Raw genomic sequence first — 21,878 nt, forward strand, 5'->3', positions numbered from 1 at the left:
ACCATGATCGGGGAAGACCCTTAAATACACAGTATTTTTCATAGATCCGGGTAACCTTTTTTGTTAAGCTCACTTTGCTTTATGCACACAAGCAGTGGGCCTTGGTTTATCCGTGATCACACAAACGGGTGAATGGCTGGGAAGGTGCTACCAACACCTACCAGCCGCCCATTTCACATCATGAGGATAGTTAAAGGTGATATTTCTCACCTTTTAATTTAAGGCATAAAAAAACCCCGCGAGTGCGAGGTTTAAAATTTGTGTAGTGCGCTTAACCGAGATATGCCCACTATTTAGACACGATAAGGCAATTCCGGACAAAATGTAAATGCGATTGTTACACCAGCAATCAGCACCTACGATATAACATTTATACGTCAGCCAGAATAGTCAGATCGTCATTCTGTGCTTGCTCTTTCCTCATAATAAGGGTCCGAGCACAAAGACAAATTTGTCGTGTAGTATTGAGTGAAAAGGTTAGTTGACGGACACCTTTCATAACCATTTGAGGTTAGATAAAAACTCATCCCCCATGAAATGGGTAAGGATAAAAATATCCATAACGCTATAATTACCCCACTTATTTTATACGTTGATTTTATTTTTTCTTTTTTAAAAAAATGCAAATACATCCCTCTTAGCGATATATCAATACATAAATAAGTAATCATTGGCATAACTAAGCATATAACAACACCATAAGACATCTCTAAGATGTCTTTTTTAGATATGACTTTATAAATAGAATTAATACTAAGAAAGAAAGGGTATAGAACTACCATACCGACAACTAACATAGCAACACCTAACATTATTATTTTTTTCATTAATGGTTGCCTTTCCAATACCGTTCGACTTCAGGTATATTTTGCGCATCTCTTAGTTTTTGTGTTAATTTTTCTGTTACTTTGTATTTCTCATCTAAAATATTAAATGTATAAGCCAAACCAAAACCTATACCAAAAACAACTAATGCAACTATTACTGGAGGGGCTGCGCTTACAAATGCGATCATGCCGGTACCAACTCCCCGAGCAACAAACGAAGCAACCCCTAATGTCCCGCAACTGTTTTTCCAATCCGATAGCGTCAAAGAACTCGTGCTGAGGCCGAAGCTCATTGATTTTGGCTTTTCCGCTCAGAATGTCACCGAGATAGCCGCTCATTGTTGGATCATATTTTTTATCGCTCATGTACTCCCTCACATCAGACAAAAATACAGCACCGACATCACTTCGATACTTAAGTTAAATTGCAATATTCCATAATCCCTATGAAAGCGCAAGCTTGTTTGAATTGCATATCCTGAATTTGTTTACGGCGCTTTCAATTTAGCGACGGTCATAATTAAACTGTCAACGCGTTAACTGTTCAAACCATGATTCAGCATGGCTTTCCTCAATGTGACATTTCCCCGTCAGACCTTCGTAAAACGGTTTCCAGTTTCTGCGCCATGTTCTTTCGTTTAAATCCGCTACCAGATACTTTATCGCCAGATAAGCTACTGAAGACGGAACGCGCTTATACCCTCGGCCTGAGCATTTCGGGCAGTCTTTGAATACCGGAACACCCTGTAATTCACTCGGCTCCTCATCATATACCTCACCCCGGCCTTTGCAGCAGCACCGGTGGGTTAGATACCTTACCTGACCGCTGGTGGACTTATTTTTGTGAACAATAAAAAAAGAAATAACCATTATTCCAACACCAGGGAACTAATTACTTATAAAAAGTAACGGCTTTTTATTATCTAAATTGTGTGGAGAGAAAACTATGTCAAGAATGGTAGATCTTGAAGCGTGGGCAGAACATGAGTTTGGTGATGAGGCTCCGAGCAGGCGGACATTATATAAATATACGAAATCTCACATGATGGTACCACCAGCTTTAAAAGTCGGTAAAAAATGGATGGTAGATCGTGATGCGCGTTATGTCGGAATTATTTCAAAACCTCAATTACCGGGCAATTCTGGCGATATGTTAAGAAGGATTTTGTCTGATGGCTGCGAGACCACGCTCTCATAATATTATTGTCCCCAATTTGTACTGCAAACTTGATAAGCGAAACGACAAGACATACTGGCAGTACAAACATCCGTTGACAGGCAAATTCCACAGCCTGGGTACCGATGAGAAAGAAGCAAAAGAAGTCGCTATCCAGGCAAATATGATAATTGCTGAACAACAAACAAAACAAATACTGAGTATTAATGATCGCCTGTCAGGAATTAAAAACGCCAGACACGGGATCAGTGTCAGCGTGTGGCTTGATAAATATCTGGAAATTCAGAACGAACGAGTACGTGAAGGTGAACTAAAACCTAATTCACTGAAGCAGAAAAACAAACCGGTAAATTTATTCCGGGAACACTGCGGCATGCTGAAACTTAAAGATATTACCGCACTGGAAATAGCTGAAATAACAGATCAGGTTAAAGCGGCCGGCCATAACCGAATGGCTCAGGTTGTCAGAATGGTGCTGATCGACGTATTCAAAGAAGCCCAGCATGCCGGTCACGTACCTCCGGGATATAACCCGGCGCAGGCAACCAAACAGCCACGAAACAGAATAAAGCGCGAACGGCTTTCACTGGAAGAATGGCAGGCGATATTCAGCCAAGCGGGGGATTACCCCCACTATCTGAGATGCGGAATGCTGTTGGCTGTCGTAACAGGACAGCGTCTGGGAGATGTTTCTGATATGAAGTTTTCGGATGTATGGGACGACATGCTCCACATCGAGCAGGAAAAGACTGGTGTAAAATTGGCTATCCCTCTCTCACTGAGATGCCAGGCGATAGGTATGTCATTACGAGAAGTTATTACTTTCTGCCGGGATCGTGTTGTCAGTAAATACCTGGTTCATTATCAGCACACCACATCACAGGCGCAAAAAGGAGAAAAAGTAACAGCCAATACGCTGACTACAACTTTCCGGAAAGCCAGGGATAAATCCGGAATAAAATGGGATGAAGGAGCAGCACCGACATTTCATGAAATGCGGTCATTATCGGAGCGTTTGTACCGGCAACAGGGAATTAACACCAAAAATCTGTTGGGACATAAAAACCAACAGCAAACCGATAAATATCATGATGATCGTGGCAAAGATTGGATAAAGGTGTTGATATAATATTTTATTGATCCATAGTTTAGCTCGTATATCTGCCTTTCAAATTGTATGTCAGCGTTGTGCCAAAAGAGGCCCCTTTACCCTTACATGTGTATAAGCTCGTCCTCAGTCCTAAATTCTCAACGTATCGATAACTGCTCGTAGAGCAGGCGACACATTGCGGTGCGGATAATATAGAAATGAGCCTTCCAGGCGTTGGCTGTAACGTTGTAAAACTCTGATGAGCGAACCCTGTTCTAAATCATCAGATACCAACTCTTCGGGAACATAAGCCAGTCCCAGGCCCAGCCTGGCTGCTTTGGCCTCCATATAGCTGTCAGTGAAAATCCACTGCCCCTGCGGCCGATGGGTGATTTTTTTACCGTTATGATGAAGTTCCCACGAATACAGTTTCCCGTCGCCAAACTGATAAGCGATGCAGGGATGAACCGCTAAATCTGCGGGGACTTGCGGAAAGCCATAGCGACGAAAATGATCAGGCGTGCCGACAACAGCCATCTCCATGTCAGGGGAAATACGCACAGCAACCATGCCACTACCTACTTCAGGCCCCAGGCGAACACCCGCATCAAACCTCTCGGCAATAATATCGACAAATCGGCTTTCGCTAATGAGTTCAAGTCGGATATCCGGGTAGCTCTTCTTAAACACCGCAAGCTTTGGCAGAAGCAATTTATCAATAGCATGCTGACTGGCATTGATGCGTACCGTCCCCGATGGGGACTGGCGATAATGAGCCAGCGTGTCCAGCCCCATATCTAAAGCGTCGAATCCTGCTTCAATGGTCCGGTAGAGCTTTTCACCGGCATGGGTGAGAGATAATCTGCGCGTGGTGCGTACCAGGAGCTGAACGCCCAGCCGTTCTTCAAGTTCCCGTACTGAACGACTTATTCCTGATTGTGCCAGGCCAAGGCGATGTGCTGCGGCTGTAAAGCTCCCTTCCCGTACTACCTGCATGAACAGGTACAAATCGTTATAGTTTTCCCGTTTCGCCATCATTCCGCTCCCGAAACCACTTCTTAATTTAGAACAATATGGTATTAATCCTAGCACTTTTCTCCCTCTAATCAGCACTATTTCCGCTAACTATAATGAGTGCATTGCTACAAAGCACAGCAGTGTTGTCCGTATGAAACCTGTTTCAATCACGTTTTATAAGGGGAGTTTTGATGACTGTTTTCACTCAAAAACTGGCAACTGCGATACCTGCCATACTGTTATGTGCATCATTAAGTGGAGTCACAAATATGAGTTATGCAGATACAACTAATCCGAACGCACCTGTTTCGCTGGTCGAAAAATGGGATAAAACATTCCCAGAAAACACGAAAGTGGATCACCGTAAAGTGACCTTTCAGAACCGTTACGGGATCACTTTAGTGGGGGATCTCTATATCCCTAAGGATCGTGGTGAGCGTAAGCTGGCGGCCATTGCCGTTAGTGGGCCTTTCGGCGCAGTGAAAGAGCAATCTAGCGGCCTGTATGCACAAATGCTGGCTGAACAGGGGTTTATTACCCTGGCGTTTGACCCTTCGTATACGGGAGAAAGCGGTGGCTCTCCACGTAATGTCGCCTCTCCGGATATTAATACAGAGGATTTTAGCGCGGCAGTTGACTTCTTAGGTCTGCAAAAAGAGGTGGATCGCAATCGTATCGGGCTGCTCGGTATTTGCGGTTGGGGCGGCATGGCCTTAAACGACGCCGCAATGGATACCCGTGTGAAAGCGGTGGCGACCAGCGTGATGTATGACATGAGCCGTGCGATGGGGCATGGTGTGGGTGATGGTAAAGACCGCTATTCCACTAAAGATCGTCGCACCGTACTACAGCATCTGAACGCACAGCGTTGGAAGGATGCGGAAAATGGCACTTACGCACCCGGCGGCCATGACATTAATGTTGATGAGAAGGGTAACGTCAGTGCATCGGATCGTGTTTTGCCGGAAACGTTACCTGCCAATCCTCATGCTGTTTTGAAAGAGTTCTTTGATTATTATCGCATGCCGCGTGGTTTCCATGTGCGTTCGGTCAATTCAACCGGGGCCTGGAATGCGACGATGCCGCTGTCATTTATGAATATGCCGTTGCTGAGTTACGCCAATGAAGTCACTATCCCTACACTTATTGTGACCGGCGAAAAGGCCCACTCACGCTATTTTGCTGAAGATGCCTTTAAGGCCATTGGCAGTAAAGAGAAAGAGCTGGTGATTGTTTCGGGGGCAAACCACGTTGATTTGTACGATAACGTTGCGGGCAAGATCCCGTTCGCTAAATTTGAGCAGTTTTTCAAAGCTAACTTAAGATAACGACCTGAAACTGCCTGCTGATTGCAGGCGGTTTTAATCGTCCGCTCCCCATTCTCATCCGCATGTTCTCGTTATTCTCTGAATAGTGTTTGTCCCGGCTGCTGCTGAATCTCGTCACGCCCATATAAAGAGATGCTGATAATGTCCATAATAAGTCTTAAAAGATCACCTAAGAAAACAGATGCGCACTGGAGTGGCGTGTTTGCCATGACGCTCTGCGTTTTTGTACTAATCGCTTCCGAATTTATGCCGGTCAGCCTACTGACGCCTATTGCCAGCGAGCTGCACATTACGGAAGGCCTGGCAGGCCAAGGAATTGCAATATCTGGCGCGCTGGCGGTACTGACCAGCCTGACTATCTCCCATATCGCCGGAGATTTGAATCGTAAATATCTTCTGCTGGGGCTAACCGTCCTGATGGCCATATCTGGATTGGTTATCGCCATAGCACCCAGCTATCCGGTTTATATGCTGGGGAGAGCCCTGATTGGCATCGCCATCGGTGGATTCTGGTCACTCTCAGCTGCAACCGCCATTCGGCTCGTGCCGCAGCATCAGGTTCCCCGTGCACTGGCGATTTTTAATGGCGGGAACGCGCTGGCTACCGTTGTGGCTGCGCCACTTGGTAGCTATCTGGGGACAACTGTCGGCTGGCGTGGGGCCTTTTTATGCATCATCCCCCTGGCGATAACCGCGTTTATCTGGCAATGGGTCAGCCTGCCCACTATGGAAAGCGATAAAAAACAAAAGCCACAGGGAACTCTGCTTCGTCTGTTCAGAGACGCAATTGTACTAACAGGACTGCTGGCCTGCGGTCTCTTCTTTATTGGGCAGTTTGCCTTATTTACCTATGTGCGCCCCTTTCTTGAGACCGTGACCAACGTAGGTCCTGCCGGGCTCTCTCTGATTTTGCTCGCAATAGGCGCAGCAGGTTTTGTCGGCACATTAGCCGTATCGACATTCCTGAATGCCTGGTTGTATCAAATATTAATAATGATCCCTCTGCTTATGGCAACGGTAGCCGGTACATTATTGCTGTTCGGACACAGCATCTGGGCGGTTACCGTTTTATTAAGCCTGTGGGGGTTACTGGCCACGGCTGCACCAACGGGATGGTGGACATGGATTGCACGGGCGCTGCCCGAAGATACTGAGGCGGGTGGTGGTCTCATGGTTGCGGTGATCCAGCTTTCGATTGCACTTGGTTCAACGGCAGGAGGAGTGGTATTCGACAGTCTGGGATGGAAAAGTGCTTTCTGCCTGAGTGGGTTATTACTGCTGGGGGCGGCAGCGATTACTTACGTCACATCTCTTCAAAACAGTAAAGCGCACTAGCACAATCCATTTATTTCAGGCGTGCTCTTAATTGTGGCATATGGCAGAGAGCCGAAAGTTTGCTATTCGCTCAAAGCAACCCTACTTGCTTAAAACCCCTACTCACCTGAATTTTAAACACATCACAAACCGTACAAATTTCATACCGTTTTGGGGAAGAGTTTTGGGGAGGTTTTGGGGAAGATTTTCAGTGATTAAAAAATAAACGGGAACTAATCAGTTCCCGTTAACTATTTCACTGTATACTTAATTACATGTGTTTGATGATTGCGTCACCAAACTCTGAGCATTTCAGGAGCTTAGCGCCTTCCATCAGACGTTCGAAATCGTAAGTCACAGTCTTGGCAGCGATTGCCCCTTCCATTCCTTTAACGATTAAGTCAGCAGCCTCAAACCAGCCCATGTGGCGCAGCATTAGATTGAAATCAGCTTTGTAACACCATGATTAATATAGTTATTATATACCTAAGTCACCACCTGGCACTGGTAAAACTCAGTTATTCAACCTATTGAATGCTTTGAATTTTATTTTGTTTTTGATAACTGCTTTTAGTGAACCGCACTTGATCTGCGATAAAATGCTATATAATTCTTTGTTGTATAATGTAATGAAGTGTACTTAACCAGTTCCGCAGGTTCACCCCCTGCATTTGTAATGCTCATCGCCCTTGTTGTAATCATAAGAGTAGTCAGCTTGTTGATATTTAATTATGTTAATTTTCAGAAAAAAAAGGGGGAATGCATGAATAAAATTTGGAATTTAATTTGTTTAACTATTGGTTGTTTAACTGAGTCTGTATGGACTTTTTTGATTAGCGTTACAAGTAGTGGGTCACAACTGACCAGTCTCCAGGATTTACTGGGTCTGGTTAAGTACACTGTCATGAGGTGTCGGGGCGCAGGTTCAACCCCTTTCATGCCGACCAGGATTTTTACAATAAAACCAAACTCTTATGGTGGTTTTTTGTGCCTGTAATCTCAAACATAGTAATCTGGTGGGAACTCAGGGGTAAAGCAGGCGACTGAATACCTACGTTATTAAAAAATTCCGTTTGGGGTTCTGGGAAAGAATAGTATCCCCCTGATATATTACAGCGTTACCTCGGTAAAAAATCCCTGATGACCTGAGAAAGAAAGGTACCATGTCTCCTGTGAAATGCTCTCCTAACTTTTGATATCTGGATGGAGGAATTTCTATTCATAATTAGTACGAAAAGCTCTGCTTCATAGGCAAAAATTGTCAGGTATGGCGAAAAATATGATGCGCACCACACTTGTCTCCCTAAAAAGAGGGGAAAGTGCCCGTTTTTGTAGTACACTAAAGATCATGTAGTTTTTATTATGTTTGGATGAGACAAATGAATACAATAACATTTAATGAAATAGAATCTACCATAGTTGCCAATGATCAGGGGGATTCTGTTTGCATTGAATTAACAAAATTTAATTGTGATAATGTAATTTCATTTGAAAGTATGAAGAAAAATAAAGAAATTCTAGATGCATTTATTGAAATCATGAATACTGATATAATTTTTGATTAGGTAATTAGCAATGGCAGAAGCAGCAAAAAAAACACCACAAAAGCGTGATGAAAATAAAGGAACCACGTCAGAATCATCAATGGAATTTTTGAATTCACGACAATCAAAAGATATCTATCTTGGATTGTGTGGATATGTTGGATGTGGTATGAGGACAATAAATGAACTCGTTGAAGAAATATCCAAAGATTGGGGTTACAATGTTGTTCATATCCGAATAAGTGCACTTCTTGAAAGTTCATTATATTTTGAACCGGCAGCACTAGCGATATCTAAAAGTAATAATGTTAACAGACATCTAAAACTTCAAGATACTGCCAATAAACTTCGCGCATATTATGACAGAAATGAGCTACTAGCTGAAGCGGCGATTGCCGCAATCTCCGCGGAGAAGAAAAAAATTAATTATACTGATGAGGCCTATAAAGGTACAGTATTCATTATTGATCAATTCAAAAGACCAGAAGAAGTAGAGCTATTCAGGGTCATATATCAGCATAATTTCTACTTATTAGGAGTTTTGCGCGATTTAGATTACCGAATACCGAATCTTATTGCTGACGAATCAACAAAGGATGACCTCCACTTAATTATTAATATTGATAATAAATCCTCTGATACACATGGACAAAGAACTGGAGAAACTATTCTTGATTCTGATTTTTTCATTAAAAATAATTTCAGCCAAAAAAGTGAATTAAAAAAGAAGATTGAACGTTTTTTTGGTCTTATTCATGGTAAAAATGGTTTAACACCGACATTTCACGAAAAAGGCATGTACGCTGCTTTTTCAACATCATTACAATCAGCTTGTCTGTCTCGCCAGGTAGGGGCTGCCCTGTTTGACGATGAAGGGAATTTACTCGCAGTAGGTAAGAACGACGTACCTAAAGCTGGTGGCGGATTGTATAGCAGTGATGATCTTGATAAAGATCATCGATGCGTTCATAAAAGTGGTAAGTGCTATAATGACACAAACAAATTAAAAATTAAAGAACGAATAAGAAATGTATTATCAAATGAAGTCCGTGCTATATTAGGTGTTTCCTTAGGACAAACTGTTGCTGATATTAATCTAACCCGACTTTTAAATAGCTTAGACAAAATTGCAGAAGGTATTTATGAAGATAGTAAAATTTCAAGGGTGATGGAGTATTCCAGATCAATTCATGCTGAAATGGACGTAATTACTTCTATGGCCAGAAAACAAAATGGCGATACTAAAGACAAAATTCTTTATACGACCACTTATCCTTGCCATAACTGTGCAAGACATATCGTCGCTGCAGGAATAAAAAAAGTAGTATATATAGAGCCATTTGATAAAAGCCTTGCTCTTGATCTACATAATGATGCTATAACAAAGAATGAAGAATCATCTAAAGTAATATTTTGTGACTTTGAAGGTATATCACCACGTCGCTACAATAAATTTTTCAGACCAACAGATGAGCGCAAAGATGATAAAACTGGAACGGCGAAAAAATTTAATGTCCGCTACGAAAATCATATAGATGTTCAATATCTTGATGATTACAGAAAATATGAAGTCGCTGTTGCCAAGAAATTTATAAAAGAAATTACCAAACTAGAGTCATAGTAATAACAGACTTCTCTCCTTATTATATTAAAGATAAGGAGAGAAATTTTTATATCCATAATGGTTTACTCTCTATCAATTTTTAAAAAAAATATTCGTAATGAATTAATTGTAACTTGAGAGCTATTGTTATTTTCTGGCTTAGTATCTCAGCTTCCGCCCGAACCAGATAACCAAATTTTATTGAACTCGATCTACAATACTCTATCAACTAAAATCCAAGCTAATATATAAACGATTATCTCGCCATACATCCACCAGCACAACTTTGTTTTATTCCTCCGATTCACAATCCTGTGCCTCCCGCTCCATCTGTTCAGCCAGTTCGCGCTGTTTCACATTCCACACAGAGCCCTGCGGCATTTCAACACGTACATCGAGACGGGTGGATTCCGGCAGGTCACACGGTTCACCGTCCTGATAAAAGATGCGCTCACTTTCCGGGGTGATTTCTTTCAGCCGCCAGTTCTGGAAACGTTCCGGCAAATGCGCATGCTGACGGTGACAGGTTTCGATGATAATACTGCCGTCTTCCTGTACGCGGTCATCGACATAAACCAGCTCAAGGCCGTTGTTATCTTTCGGTACTGAGATACCACCGTTTACGCCCCATGCACCATCTGAGTTATAACCAAGAATGCCGGTAATGTGATATTGGCCGGTGCCGGTACGGCGGACTTCCGCGCCTTCGGATTCGTCGTTGGTTTCGTAGTTACCGTCAGAGTGAATAACGATGACTGGTGAGGATTTTTTCAAAAATCCATTGCTGTCGAATACCACACTGGAACCGATTAAAGCAATCTCCCCACCCCATTTACCACCGGCTGCCCCACTGTTCAAAAAATAGAGGTATCCCTTCCCGTTGTATCCTATGTACATCTGGCCGGTATCGCTGTTGTTACTTCCCGGATAACCGAAATTCATTCCTTTGGCATAGGATATAGACTGTGTACCAGACCACGAACCACGCACGGTAGTCCCCGGAGGAGCAGAGAATACCTCTCGCTGGGCAAAGAAGAAATTATCCCCTACCCACGTTCTGTCAGCTCCCATAACTGCACCCGGTGTTTCCGGTAATTGAAATGACGTTGTATATCCTGATCCGTTACCATCCGGTCGTGAATAGATCGTAATGACCCCGGCCTTCGTTCTGTATACACGTCCCATGCCACCGGCGAAATTGACGGATCCATTTCCGGAAGAGTCAACTCCTCCGGTTACAAGGTGACTAGAATAGGATAATAAATCTTTCATTTTCTCCGTCAGCGCCCTGATGTTCTCAAGCGTCACTTTCTGGCCGTTCGGCAGCTCAATTTCCACCTGACCGGTATCTGTCATCCACTGCTGCATGGCCCGGAGAAAATACACAATATAGCCCTGATTGGCTGACATGGTGCGGGCCGCATCTGAAATGGTATCCGGGACCGTGGTGGCGATGGAGTATTTCGCGCCGCTGAGCGTCACCGGCGCATTGAATGACAACACCAGTTCGGTATCACTGTTTACCGCGCGGATCATCATGTTGACTGGTATTGTGCCGTTCTCAATACAGATAAGCTGGCCGGGGGCTACGCCGTGAATGTTCTTTTTCCACTGCGTACCGGTGCCGGTCACAATCGGTGAACCGGCATTAATGGCTATGGTGCCGTCGGTGTAAATCATGGGTTTTCCTCGAATTTCGGACATAAAAAAACCGCCGGAGCGGTTGTTGGAGGAGATTGTTTATTTTGATTTTAGTTTTTGCGGGTCGAAGTAAGCGACGGTAACGGCGATAATCAGTCCTCTGTACTCTTGCCTTTAACACATGTAATTTTGTCAAATGCATCCATGCGGATCCAACCATGTAACCCCAGAACAGGGTCACCTGTACTGAAAAACCGTTTACTGTCCGGCGCATATTTTGTCAGCTTAGCTGAGTAATGCCGGTTATCCAGCCCCTCAAACATATGCCCGGTGCAATCCACTGGTTTGATGTATACGTTATGGCTGCAGGCTGTCAGCGTGGTTATTGCAGCTAATGTGATTAATTTTGAGATATTCATTCTTATATCCCCGCTGTATCTATTATCATTATATAAAGTGGTATATCACATGATTCAAAAGATTGTGACGCATGCGGTCTGGAATACGTATCAACCAACAGTCGTACTTCCAGTTTAGAACCGTTCATTCGCCAGAAATAAGACTCGAATTCCATATATTCATCATAATTTGTTCTTTTCTGAGCACCACCGCCAAATACAACTGCACAGTTATTACCATTATTAGGCATTGTCATAGACCACATTGTATCAGGCCATAGTTTAAGCCGCTGAACATGCAGTATATTTGCAACGCACCAGTTAGTATTATATACCACCTGATTGGTTAGCGGGTTTATCACAACTATTCCCGTTTTTTGATTACGCACCTTAACAGGAGCGTTGCCAAACTCCCAGATTTCTATATTTCCGCCGGGACCGTCGCGGAAAGGCATCGAGACAAAAGCATTGTTATTCGTATTGTCAAACGCCTGACCGCCTATTCTGACCCAGAATGATGATCTGGCTGCGATCATTTGTGTATTCGGATGAACTCTGGCCGGGAAATAAACCTCTTTAATGGTTCCCTGTCCGGCATCCTGTACTTTCGGACAATGAAACGACTGTTTTCTGATTAACCCTAACGCTATATTAGTACCGTCAATTTGCATCCTGCCGGTGTCACCAAAACATATAAAACCGTGTTTCATGATTTTACACCATATAATATACGCATATAAGTTTCCCTGGCTCTCTGTTCGTCGTTTCGCCTTAAATTACCCTCAAAAATAATAACGCCATTTTCAACCCGGCAATCGCACCAGCCGTTATGATTGAACCAAAAGCTCGGATTAACCCAGACAAAAATCTCCCCCATAGGGAGCAGGTTCCGGTGATCCCAGCTGTATTTAAACTGACCGACCGGTGCAGGATTAATATCATGCCAACCGACGAATCGACCGAGTCTTTTACCGGAATCTAATATTTTATTACCGCGATCATCATATACAATAATCCCGTGAGACATATTAATACCCCGATATATCACCAATAATGACCGTCAGCCGGTTATTGTCATATACTTTAATACCTCCCGCTGTAATACCGGTACCGTTTGTTGTTGTTCCGTCAAAGAACTCAAATTTATTAGCCTTTGCATCCAGAATAAAACCCTGTTTACCCGGCACATAGTTTTCCGACTGCATTTTGTCAGTGACAACCACACTGTTGAGCCATGCCTGATTAATGAACGCCTCACGCATAAAGACCTGTCCGTCCTTCATGTACATGAACAGATCCATCGATTTTTTTACCGGATTATAAAACGCAAACTGCTGCGCGTTAAACCCGATAAGCGTGTTCACCTGACCACCTTTCAGCTCACCCCCGATCACCATACCGGCGGAATAATCCTCACCGTTATAACGGATCCGGACTTTCATATCGTGGACCACCGATGCCTGACCGGATGCCATATCCCACTGCGCCCGGATGGAGTTCTGTGCCATCGCGAAACTGTCGTCTGCAGTCACCTTAACCGCATCCAGTTTCTCTGCAAGTGCAGTCGTTTCCGTGACCGTGTAGTTGCGGACTTCGATAATTTCCGCTTTCATCGCGCCGGTTTCGCGCTGCCAGTAGCCCCACTGGCCGTAGGCGTTGTTGGCGTTGTTGATAATGGCCTCGAAGTTGTCATCCGCCTGCGACTGCAGGTCTTTGATGATTTGAGAGTCGCTCAGTCCGGTGGCCACTTCATCAATAATGTTCGATGCATCGAACTCGGCCACACCGCGTACAAACTCAGTCCAGGGGGACTGGTTACCGGTTTTATCCACCAGCCGGGCACGGAAATAAAACGCGGTACCGGCGGCCAGACCGGCCAGTTCGTGAGAGCGGGACGGATACGGCACATCAGCCAGCAGCAACAGGTTCTGCCCGTCATTGGTTTTGCTGTACTGAATTTCAGTTTTCAGGGTGTCTTCCGTGAATTTCCCGAACTCCCAGTTCAGTTTGATCCCGAATACCAGCGTGGACGCACGGAAGTTCAGCGGCACCGGCGGCTCCCCCACCTTGCCGGTCAGCCGGGTTTCCTCTGAATATCCCCAGCCGCTGAAAATTTCCGCCGCGTTAATTGCCCTGACCCGCACCAGATAGCGGCCTGAATAAACCCCGGGCACATCAAACGAAGTGGTGGCATTGCGCGGCACATTGATCCAGTTACCGTCATCACGCCGCCACTGCGCCTCATAAGCAATCGCGTTCTCTGCCGGTGACCAGGTAACCTGCATGGTTTCAATGTTGATCCCCTGATTCACGACAGAATAAGAGCTGATGGTGATATCTTTCGGCGGGAACTGGTTGCCGAGCGGAATAACACTGACTGGCCGTTCATCGAGTACCGCGCCGGTATCTATCCGGTCGTATTTGTCCGGATCATGCATGGCCGCCGATATCGTGAACGTGCCATCGTCATTTTCAGTCACGCTCACCACCCGGTACTGCTGGGCGTACAGCTCGTCTGATTCTGTCACCCAGACACATTCCGGTTCCGGCGTTTCGCTGTATTCCGTGGTAACGGTGATCACGTTATCCGTGACCATCTGAATAGTACGGGCCTGTGATTTACCGGACGGCAGGTTCAGCATCAGCCGGTCACCCGGCGCGGCATCCGGTTTGCGGTCGAGGGTGATACTCCGGCCATTCACCGCACTGACGCGGCCGCCGGTGACTTTCCCGGACAGGTTTTCATCCGCCACTGCAATAATGTAGCCCGGCTGCGGAATGTTGCCGTCCAGTCCCACACCGAATGTCACCACCCGGTCTTTATTGTTCGTGAGTATCCCCCAGCGGCCTTTGCGGTTGGCCTCTGACTGGCGTGTACAGCCGATTGCCGTCATTTCCAGCTGATTAAAGCCGAACCGGTAAACCAGTTCATTTTCAAACACCGGCTCCATCGCGTCAGCATAACCGTTCAGCGGATCTGAGTACGATACCAGCGCGGAGGAATAGCGGGCCTTACTGCTGCTGCCGGAATAGGTAAAACGACCGTCCAGCACGTTGGCTTTGGTGTAGCTGTAATCAATGTCGCGCGGCATATCCGCCAGGGTGATAATCTGGTTTCCGCCCCAGTAGGTCATGCCCCGGAAGATAGCCGCAAAGTCACGCAGCACGATATAAGCTTCATTGCGATCCTGGACATACACGTCACAGATATAGCGTGGCTCAGTACCGCTGCCGCCCTTGCCATCCGGTACCGGCTGATCACAATACTGCGCAACACGGTACAACTCCCATTTATCGATATTCTGAATTTTAATACGGTCACCGAGGCCGAAACGATCGGAAATCACGATATCGTAAAAGACCCAGGCGGGGTTATTGGTCCATGCCCATTTAAACGAACCATCCCAGGTACCGGAATACGTCCGGTGCTCCGGGTCATAGTTTGACGGTACACGGATGATCCGCATCTTCGGCTCGCAGGTGACCTGCGGGATGGAGCCGTTAAACTGTTTTGAGTCAAACTCAATATACAGCAGCGCGGTGTGCGGATAGGTCAGTTTGGCATCAATTACCTCGGTGTAACTCTGCAGCACCAGGGTGTCACCAATTTTAGCGCTGTTGGCATCTGCCGTGATTTTACGCACACGCAGTGTCCAGGATGTGGCCGACTGCGGCAGATCAATGCGGTGGGTACGCTCATAACCGGTAGTTGTTTTGCCCTTTACACGTCCGTCCACAACGGTTTTCCAGCTCCCGCCGTCAGTCTGTAAATCAATGGCGTATGCCACCTCGTTACCGACCATATCCCCGTTATCCTCCTGGCGGAACAGGGACGGCCATTTCAGGCGGACGCGGACCGCAGACAGCTGCGAATTAGTGAATGCGTGTGCCCACGGCGTGCTGCTCTGCACGGTGGTACCAACGGTGATTTCATTCTCCGCCGCAGGCATCCCCTGTATATAGGTTTGCGCCTGAGTGCCGGGACGGTATTCCCACACCACGCCGGGGAAATTTTCCGACCCGTCAGCATTCAGCAGCGGCGTACCATCCAGAAAAATAGTCTTCCCGGTCAGCTCACCGGCAAATTCCCCTTCACCGAGGGCAATCAGCAATTTGGCTTTGGCTACGGACTGTAAATCGTCCGGTTGTTCGACGGGCGTGCGCGGGCTGCCACCGCCGCCTTTGCGGCCTGTGATTTGTGTCATTGTGGATTTCCTGCTGAATAACTGAAGGAAAAGTTACTGCTGATCTTCGACGTAAATTCCGGCTGAGATAACGGCCCCGCCGATGCGGCGCTTACCGTAACCGATCGGTACCGGGTAGCCCTGAGAAACAGTGTTCGTTGGAGCACCGAACGCATAGGACGGTTTATTTTCGCCCTGGTCTTTCATGGCAAGACCTCCCGGCTGCGGGGACAACATCTGGATTATACCGCCCAGCATCATGGATACACCTGTCATGGCCAGCCCGGTATGCATCGCTCCCCATGCTGCCACTGACGCACCGCCTGTCCAGAACGCAGCAGCCACCATCACCGCGCCGAAAATAACCTGCAGCAATCCCCCGCGCTTGCTGCCGATCACAACAGGCACAATCCGGATAACATCATCCGTCACCGGAAAACCGAGGTCATCCACCCCGATATTCTTTTTCCCGCGAAATACCGCATACGTTAAGCCGCGGGATTTACTGGTATTCAGGTAACGTTCAAAGCCAGGGATAGTACAGCACAATGCACGTACCGCTTCCGAGGTTGTGCTGACCAGGCGCTGATGTGTTTTGCCGAAAGTCTTACCCAGCACACCACCAAGTATAATTTTCACCATAATTTCCTGTGACATATTTACCCCGTAAAAAAACCGCCGGAGCGGGTCATATCAGTTGCTCATGATGCAGTACCATAACTGTGCGGTCGCGCCAGTAACCGCCATACGGTACCCGCTGGCTCAGGTGACCGTATAAATGATGCAACAGCATATTATCAGGCAGCAAAATACCGGCATGATTGGCAACCGGTGCCTGCACCTGCATCACGATAACATCACCGGGTTGCGGATCGTCAACCTGAATAAATCCCGCCTCCCGCCAGTTATCGGCGTACCGGTTCTCACCCTGTTCCCACCAGGGATAATCCACCCGGTAATCCGGCAGCTCAATGCCGTGTTCCTGCCGGAACCAACTCATCACCAGCCCCCAGCAGTCCGTAAACCCGAGCACAAACGGTCGACCAAGTAATGGCAGCTCGCCGCGCGGCTGAACAGTCCGCAGATCCCCCTCCGGCCAGCTGACGATGTACCACGGCACGCCAAGGGCATCACACTGTGCTTTATCCAGTTCTGACGGCTGAGTGGTAGCATCCGGGTGACTGTGCACAATACCGGTCACCGTACCCCAATCCTCAGCAGCGGCGTAATCCTCCGGTGATAATACGAAGTGCTCTTCCGGCGTGGCCGCGACATTGCGGCAGGGAAAGTATTTCACCACCCGGGATTTTTGCGCGATCACCCCACAGCATTCGCGGGGATACTCACGTTCGGCATGTGAAAAAATGGCTGCCTGGATATTTTTGCGCATCCCTATTTCCTCAGTAGTGATGTTCCCGGAAAGCCGCCGAACGGGATCGGATTATTTTTCCCGAAACGGGGGAAGCAACCGGTATTCAGCATACCGCTGCACTGATCCTGTGCCGGAGCATCCACTCGATTGCCGTGCTTATCGAAATACCCGTTCTGACCGGCATAATCACAGCCGTCACCGGATTTGTATTTGCCGCGTATGCACCAGGTACACATTGCATGCAGTTGCCGCGTCGGGATCAACACCCCCTGCAAATCCATCGGACTGGCTAAATCAAACTCGATAACCTCATTGGTTTCCGAGGATTTGCTGTCGATATAAAAGACCGAGACTTTTTCCTGGGTAGGATCTGCCGCCGGGTTACCATCCGGAAAATTCGCCGCATCCAGATAATGAGCCAGCGTATCGTGTATCGTGACTTTAGCCTTCAGCATGTCATCATATGCCAGACACAGCGCAGTCACCGAACCGTCCAGATTTGCCACCGATAACTTCGGCTGCGCACCGGATCCGGTTGTTGATGCTTCCAGCCCCTCAATCTGTACCGGCCACGCGCGATACTCTTCTCCCTGCCACCATATGGATTTCGCCGGTAATTTTTCCGGATCACCCCCAGCGGCAGTAATTTCTGCCTCTGTATGTGGGATGTTGTATGCATGGAACCGCAAAATATCCGGCGCACCGAATACGGTACCGTCAACCTCAAAAAGCCGGACGGCATTACCCGGAGCCAACTTCTGGTAGTCATTTGTGATCATGGTTTAAATGCCTGGGTAAAAGTGAGAGAAAGTGAATAGTTGTCACCGCCGAGCGGGATGAGCTTATGTTCGTCGCACCGGTACAGACCGACCGGCTCAAGCGGGGGGTTCCACTGAAAAGCCTTTATACCGCCGTGACGGTCGATAAACTGACGGATAGCCGCGATATACTCCCCGCGACCGGTAAATTCCAGTGACCACTTCTGGCTGCGGGGGTTAATGCCGTCACCGGATACCTGCTCATAACCATCACCGAACTTCGCCCTGCGGGTTTTATAGGTGATGTCCTCCGTGGGATTAACACGGGGACACCAGGTGAAAATTTCAATCATTGACGGCCCCCTTTCGCAACCGACCAGATGGCACCGCCGGGCCGCAGATCTGTATTAATCAGCGCCCGGTAACGCTGGTCTACATACTGCCCAATCTCCCGGCCAAACTGTTCATAACCAGCTGACGACTGCGTCTGGCTGCTGCCGTTACTGTCAATGGTAATAAACACCTGTGGTGCTGCAGAACCGGTATTCTGATTTCTGCCGATCGCCCGGACACCGAGAGAGCCATCCGCCGCCCGTGTTAACGGCATAATCGCTTCCGGTCCGGCCTCACCCATCAGCCCGGCACCTTTGGCAAACGCAAAATAAGTCGGGGTGCTGACTATCTGATTACTGTACGCACTCAGGCCCGGGGAGTCATAAACTCCGCCTTTGGCATTTGCCGCGGCACCTCCCAGGAAGTTACCGACAGCACCAATCCAGCCACCGGCATCTGACATGGATTTCAGGCTGTTCACGATGGCAGCGTTGACCAGTATTTTCTGGATGGATTTAAGGACATCTGTTGACCAGTCGCGCCAGCTGGCTTTATTTCCGTTCAGCATGTCAGTGATGTTATTCACCATACCGCCCATGGCGCTCTGCACTGCTGATGCGGTTTGCTCCGCATAATCTCCGGCCTCAGCAACCCAGTCTTCCATCCCCCGGGTAACCCCGCTGGTCCAGTCAGACTGAACCTCCTTTATTTTCTGATATTTCAGGTTGAGCGCATCAATCTCGCGGTTATAGGCTTCGGTCGCACTTTTTCCCTGATCCGATTTGGCATAAACACGATCAATCTGCTGACGCTCATCGTAAAGACTGCGCCGGTTTCCGCCCATTCCCCGGGTTTTATCAATTTGCTCCGCTTCGTCACTGAATTTCCGGGCTCCGTCACGCATCGCTTTCAGCGCATCATCCATTTCACGCTGCTTTCTGACCGCCTCATCGGCCTTTTGTGTCCATTCAGCCAGAACAACAGAGGATGCGCGGATCGCTTTTCGCTGCTCATCCGTCCATTTGGTACCGGCCTCATGCGCAGCCGCATACAGCTCTGCGGCCTTCTCTCCCTGCGTGGCCCTGACTTTCTGAACCTCCGTAGCCACACTCAGATCCGCCATTTTACGGGCATACTGCTCCGCCTGACGTTCCGCTTCTTTCTGCTCTTTATTGAAAGCACTCTGGGCGATTTTACCCGCTTTCAGTTCCTTACTCAGCTTTTCCTGATTCCGGTAGGCTGCCACCTGATTATCAATGTATTTCTGCCGGTTATCGGCAAATTCGGGTTTATTCAGCAGACCGATATCATCTGCGGCAAACTCAGCCTGCCGGATAACACGGGCTTCCCCGGTCAGTGCGGACAGTTCTTTGTCCCGCTCTGATTTCTGAATGAAATCCTGCTGTTTTTCGCTGAGAGGCGCTGCCGGGATACGCATCGGGCTGTTAACCAGAGCCAGACGGTTAGTCAGGATCTGATTTCCGGCAGACATTATCCGGTTAAATTCGCTATGCTCCGCATTCACCATCAGTAATGAATGACGCATATTATTCTGGGCAGCAGACTGCTGACGAATAAGAAAATCACGCTGACTTTCGACCGCCTTCAGCGCTGACTGAATCTCTTCCGATTTTTTGCTCAGCTCATTGAGCCTGCTCTGTTCAACAGAAAGTTCATCCTGCGCAGCCGCCAGGGATTTAACCGCATCCTCCTGACTGATCAGATGATTAATCAGATAGCCGTTGATACTTGGTCCCGGTGAGGCCAGCATCTGCTGATACCCGGCTATCTCTGATTTTAATCCCTCGACTTTCTGACGCTGCTCATCAACCAGTTTATTTTGCGCCGCCAGAGCTTCTTTGGTTTTCCCCGCATTATCTGACATTTCCGGCAACGTCATTTTGTTCAGATTTGACAGAACCTGATCGATAGCCCCGGCATATTCAAGCGCCGATTGTCTCGCCTGCTCCTGCTTTTGGTACATCGTGTACCAGGCACCGGCCCCCAGCATCACCAGTCCGGGTATCCCGCCGATAAGGCCGAGCGCCCCGCCCAGGAGACGGGTGCCGACAGACGTGACATTGTTCAGGTTATTCTGGGCAATATTGCGGGCATTCACGTTACGGGCAACGGAGGCCTGAGCGGCAGCCAGCCGCTTTTCTGCGGCAGCCTGTGCATCCGTGCCACGTGATGCGGTGAGTGCCTGCTGTGTCCGGTATTCTGCCGCACGCGCTCTGGCAACCGCAATTTGTGTCCCGCGCAGCTGGGCCTGCGCAAGAGCGATCTCGCCTTTTGCGGCACCGGCCACCCCGATGGTTGCTTTGGTCACACTGGCGGTCAGCCCGCCGAAATACCGTGCAAGGCCAACCCCGACCAGTGCCCCTGCAACAGTGGCGATGGTGTCTATATTTCCTGCAATACCATTCAGTGCACCAGTCAGTGTGCTGGTTGCGCCCGATGCCTCATTAGCCCCGCCCACCCACGCCATAAAGGCATTTTCCACCTTTTGCGAAGCCATACTGACGGTCTGTGGTAACTGCTCAAATTCTTTTCTGAGTTGCTCCGTATTTGTCAGGATCGGAACGATTTTATCGGTAGTCAGTTGCCCGCTCTGCGCCATATCGCGCAGCCCGCCGATGGTGGTCCCCATCCCGTCCGCCAGCAGTTTTGCCAGCCGTCCGCCGTTCTCCATCACCGCGTTAAATTCTTCACCGCGCAGAACACCGGAAGCCAGTGCCTGACTGAGTTGAGTAATAACAGAGCTGGCTTCTTCGGTGCTTGCACCGGACAGCTTCAGTGAGGTTGCGATGGTTTCAGTGACTTTTGCCACATCCCCGGAGGCATAACCCGCATCACGCATCGACTGTGCAATACGGGCGTACAGGTTGGTATTTGACGCCAGTGATGTGCCGGTACGCTGGCTCAGTGACATCAGTTCCTGCTGAGCACGGCTGAAATCCTCCGCAGACACAGAGGCCAGTTTCAGGCGACCGCTTAACTGGCTCCAGGTATCGGCATAACTGATAAGCTGCTGCGTGGCAAAAGCACCGGCCATGGCCCCCATTACGCCGGTTACTGTCGATTTTATTGATGACAGTTCATTATTCAGTTCACTGATTGCCCGTTTCGTTTCACGTGATGCCGATGCTGCTTTGCGTCCGCCCTGCTCCAGCGTCCGGTAATAGTTCTCCCCCATCCGTGAAGCGCGCGCTATTTCAGACTGAAACGAGGAGGAATTTGCCGATATTTTAATAATAAGCTCACGAAGCTTTGCCATTACGTCCTCTGCTAT

The 21,878-nt window shown here is 47.9% G+C and carries 18 protein-coding genes and 2 pseudogenes; 6 read left to right on the forward strand and 14 right to left on the reverse strand.

The window, feature by feature from the left end; genetic code table 11:
- Positions 1-398: 398 nt before the first annotated feature.
- The 3 genes from U868_RS0117540 to U868_RS24675 form a co-directional block, all read right to left on the reverse strand.
- Complete coding sequence (locus U868_RS0117540; RefSeq protein ID WP_025154436.1) at positions 399-827, reverse strand: DUF1240 domain-containing protein; 429 nt, start codon at positions 825-827, stop codon at positions 399-401.
- Complete coding sequence (locus U868_RS0117545; RefSeq protein WP_025154437.1) at positions 827-1,120, reverse strand: hypothetical protein; 294 nt, start codon at positions 1,118-1,120, stop codon at positions 827-829. Before U868_RS0117545 ends, U868_RS0117540 begins: the two co-directional genes overlap by 1 nt.
- Positions 1,121-1,355: 235 nt before the next feature.
- A complete protein-coding gene (locus U868_RS24675; protein WP_240182739.1) occupies positions 1,356-1,697 on the reverse strand; it encodes an antitermination protein in 342 nt (113 codons plus the stop codon).
- Positions 1,698-1,773: 76 nt separating this feature from the next.
- Between U868_RS24675 and U868_RS24680 the strand changes: the two genes are divergently transcribed.
- Both U868_RS24680 and U868_RS0117550 read left to right on the forward strand, forming a co-directional pair.
- Positions 1,774-2,025, forward strand: coding sequence for an excisionase (locus U868_RS24680; protein ID WP_071997731.1), 252 nt, complete (start codon positions 1,774-1,776; stop codon positions 2,023-2,025).
- Positions 2,000-3,133, forward strand: coding sequence for a site-specific integrase (locus tag U868_RS0117550; protein WP_025154438.1), 1,134 nt, complete (start codon positions 2,000-2,002; stop codon positions 3,131-3,133). The genes U868_RS24680 and U868_RS0117550 overlap by 26 nt, the downstream gene beginning before the upstream one ends.
- A gap of 111 nt (positions 3,134-3,244) precedes the next feature.
- Here the strand turns inward: U868_RS0117550 and U868_RS0117555 are convergent, their stop codons facing one another.
- A complete protein-coding gene (locus tag U868_RS0117555) occupies positions 3,245-4,129 on the reverse strand; it encodes a LysR family transcriptional regulator (protein WP_025154439.1) in 885 nt (294 codons plus the stop codon).
- A gap of 173 nt (positions 4,130-4,302) precedes the next feature.
- Between U868_RS0117555 and U868_RS0117560 the strand changes: the two genes are divergently transcribed.
- Both U868_RS0117560 and U868_RS0117565 read left to right on the forward strand, forming a co-directional pair.
- A complete protein-coding gene (locus U868_RS0117560; RefSeq protein WP_025154440.1) occupies positions 4,303-5,439 on the forward strand; it encodes an alpha/beta hydrolase in 1,137 nt (378 codons plus the stop codon).
- 141 nt (positions 5,440-5,580) lie between these two features.
- Positions 5,581-6,774: an MFS transporter gene (locus U868_RS0117565; RefSeq protein ID WP_025154441.1), complete on the forward strand. Its 1,194-nt coding sequence runs from the start codon at positions 5,581-5,583 to the stop codon at positions 6,772-6,774.
- Positions 6,775-7,024: 250 nt separating this feature from the next.
- Here U868_RS0117565 and U868_RS24685 read toward each other — a convergent pair.
- Positions 7,025-7,192, reverse strand: a pseudogene (locus U868_RS24685) (isocitrate/isopropylmalate family dehydrogenase); the annotation flags it as partial.
- Between the two features lie 662 nt (positions 7,193-7,854).
- Here U868_RS24685 and U868_RS26020 point away from each other — a divergent pair.
- Both U868_RS26020 and U868_RS0117580 read left to right on the forward strand, forming a co-directional pair.
- Positions 7,855-7,949, forward strand: a pseudogene (locus U868_RS26020) (hypothetical protein); the annotation flags it as partial.
- A 379-nt stretch (positions 7,950-8,328) separates the two neighbouring features.
- Entirely contained in the window at positions 8,329-9,918 is a 1,590-nt protein-coding gene (locus U868_RS0117580; protein ID WP_025154443.1) for an anti-phage dCTP deaminase, read from the forward strand.
- 273 nt (positions 9,919-10,191) lie between these two features.
- On the opposite strand, the gene U868_RS26025 is transcribed toward U868_RS0117580, so the two are convergent.
- The 9 genes from U868_RS26025 to U868_RS0117630 all read right to left on the reverse strand — a co-directional run bounded on the left by U868_RS26025 (position 10,192) and on the right by U868_RS0117630 (position 21,863).
- Complete coding sequence (locus U868_RS26025) at positions 10,192-11,580, reverse strand: hypothetical protein (RefSeq protein WP_025154444.1); 1,389 nt, start codon at positions 11,578-11,580, stop codon at positions 10,192-10,194.
- 382 nt (positions 11,581-11,962) lie between these two features.
- The gene (locus U868_RS0117595; RefSeq protein ID WP_025154446.1) at positions 11,963-12,649 is read right to left on the reverse strand and encodes a hypothetical protein; all 687 of its coding nucleotides are present in this window, start codon (positions 12,647-12,649) and stop codon (positions 11,963-11,965) included.
- Positions 12,646-12,966 carry a hypothetical protein gene (locus tag U868_RS0117600; protein ID WP_025154447.1) on the reverse strand — a complete coding sequence of 107 codons (321 nt, stop codon included), beginning with the start codon at positions 12,964-12,966 and terminating at the stop codon, positions 12,646-12,648. Before U868_RS0117600 ends, U868_RS0117595 begins: the two co-directional genes overlap by 4 nt.
- Before the next feature lies 1 nt (position 12,967).
- The gene (locus U868_RS0117605; RefSeq protein ID WP_025154448.1) at positions 12,968-16,144 is read right to left on the reverse strand and encodes a host specificity protein J; all 3,177 of its coding nucleotides are present in this window, start codon (positions 16,142-16,144) and stop codon (positions 12,968-12,970) included.
- Between the two features lie 33 nt (positions 16,145-16,177).
- Positions 16,178-16,780: a tail assembly protein gene (locus U868_RS0117610; protein ID WP_025154449.1), complete on the reverse strand. Its 603-nt coding sequence runs from the start codon at positions 16,778-16,780 to the stop codon at positions 16,178-16,180.
- A 31-nt stretch (positions 16,781-16,811) separates the two neighbouring features.
- Positions 16,812-17,513 (reverse strand): C40 family peptidase, encoded by a 702-nt coding sequence (locus tag U868_RS0117615; protein WP_025154450.1) that lies wholly within the window; start codon positions 17,511-17,513, stop codon positions 16,812-16,814.
- 2 nt (positions 17,514-17,515) lie between these two features.
- On the reverse strand, positions 17,516-18,274 hold the full coding sequence (locus tag U868_RS0117620; protein WP_025154451.1) for a phage minor tail protein L: 759 nt from the start codon (positions 18,272-18,274) through the stop codon (positions 17,516-17,518).
- The gene (locus tag U868_RS0117625) at positions 18,271-18,606 is read right to left on the reverse strand and encodes a phage tail protein (RefSeq protein ID WP_025154452.1); all 336 of its coding nucleotides are present in this window, start codon (positions 18,604-18,606) and stop codon (positions 18,271-18,273) included. Before U868_RS0117625 ends, U868_RS0117620 begins: the two co-directional genes overlap by 4 nt.
- Complete coding sequence (locus tag U868_RS0117630) at positions 18,603-21,863, reverse strand: phage tail tape measure protein (RefSeq protein ID WP_025154453.1); 3,261 nt, start codon at positions 21,861-21,863, stop codon at positions 18,603-18,605. The genes U868_RS0117625 and U868_RS0117630 overlap by 4 nt, the downstream gene beginning before the upstream one ends.
- Positions 21,864-21,878: the final 15 nt, after the last annotated feature.

This window comes from Morganella morganii H1r, from assembly GCF_000633515.1.
GTDB lineage: Bacteria > Pseudomonadota > Gammaproteobacteria > Enterobacterales > Enterobacteriaceae > Morganella > Morganella morganii_B.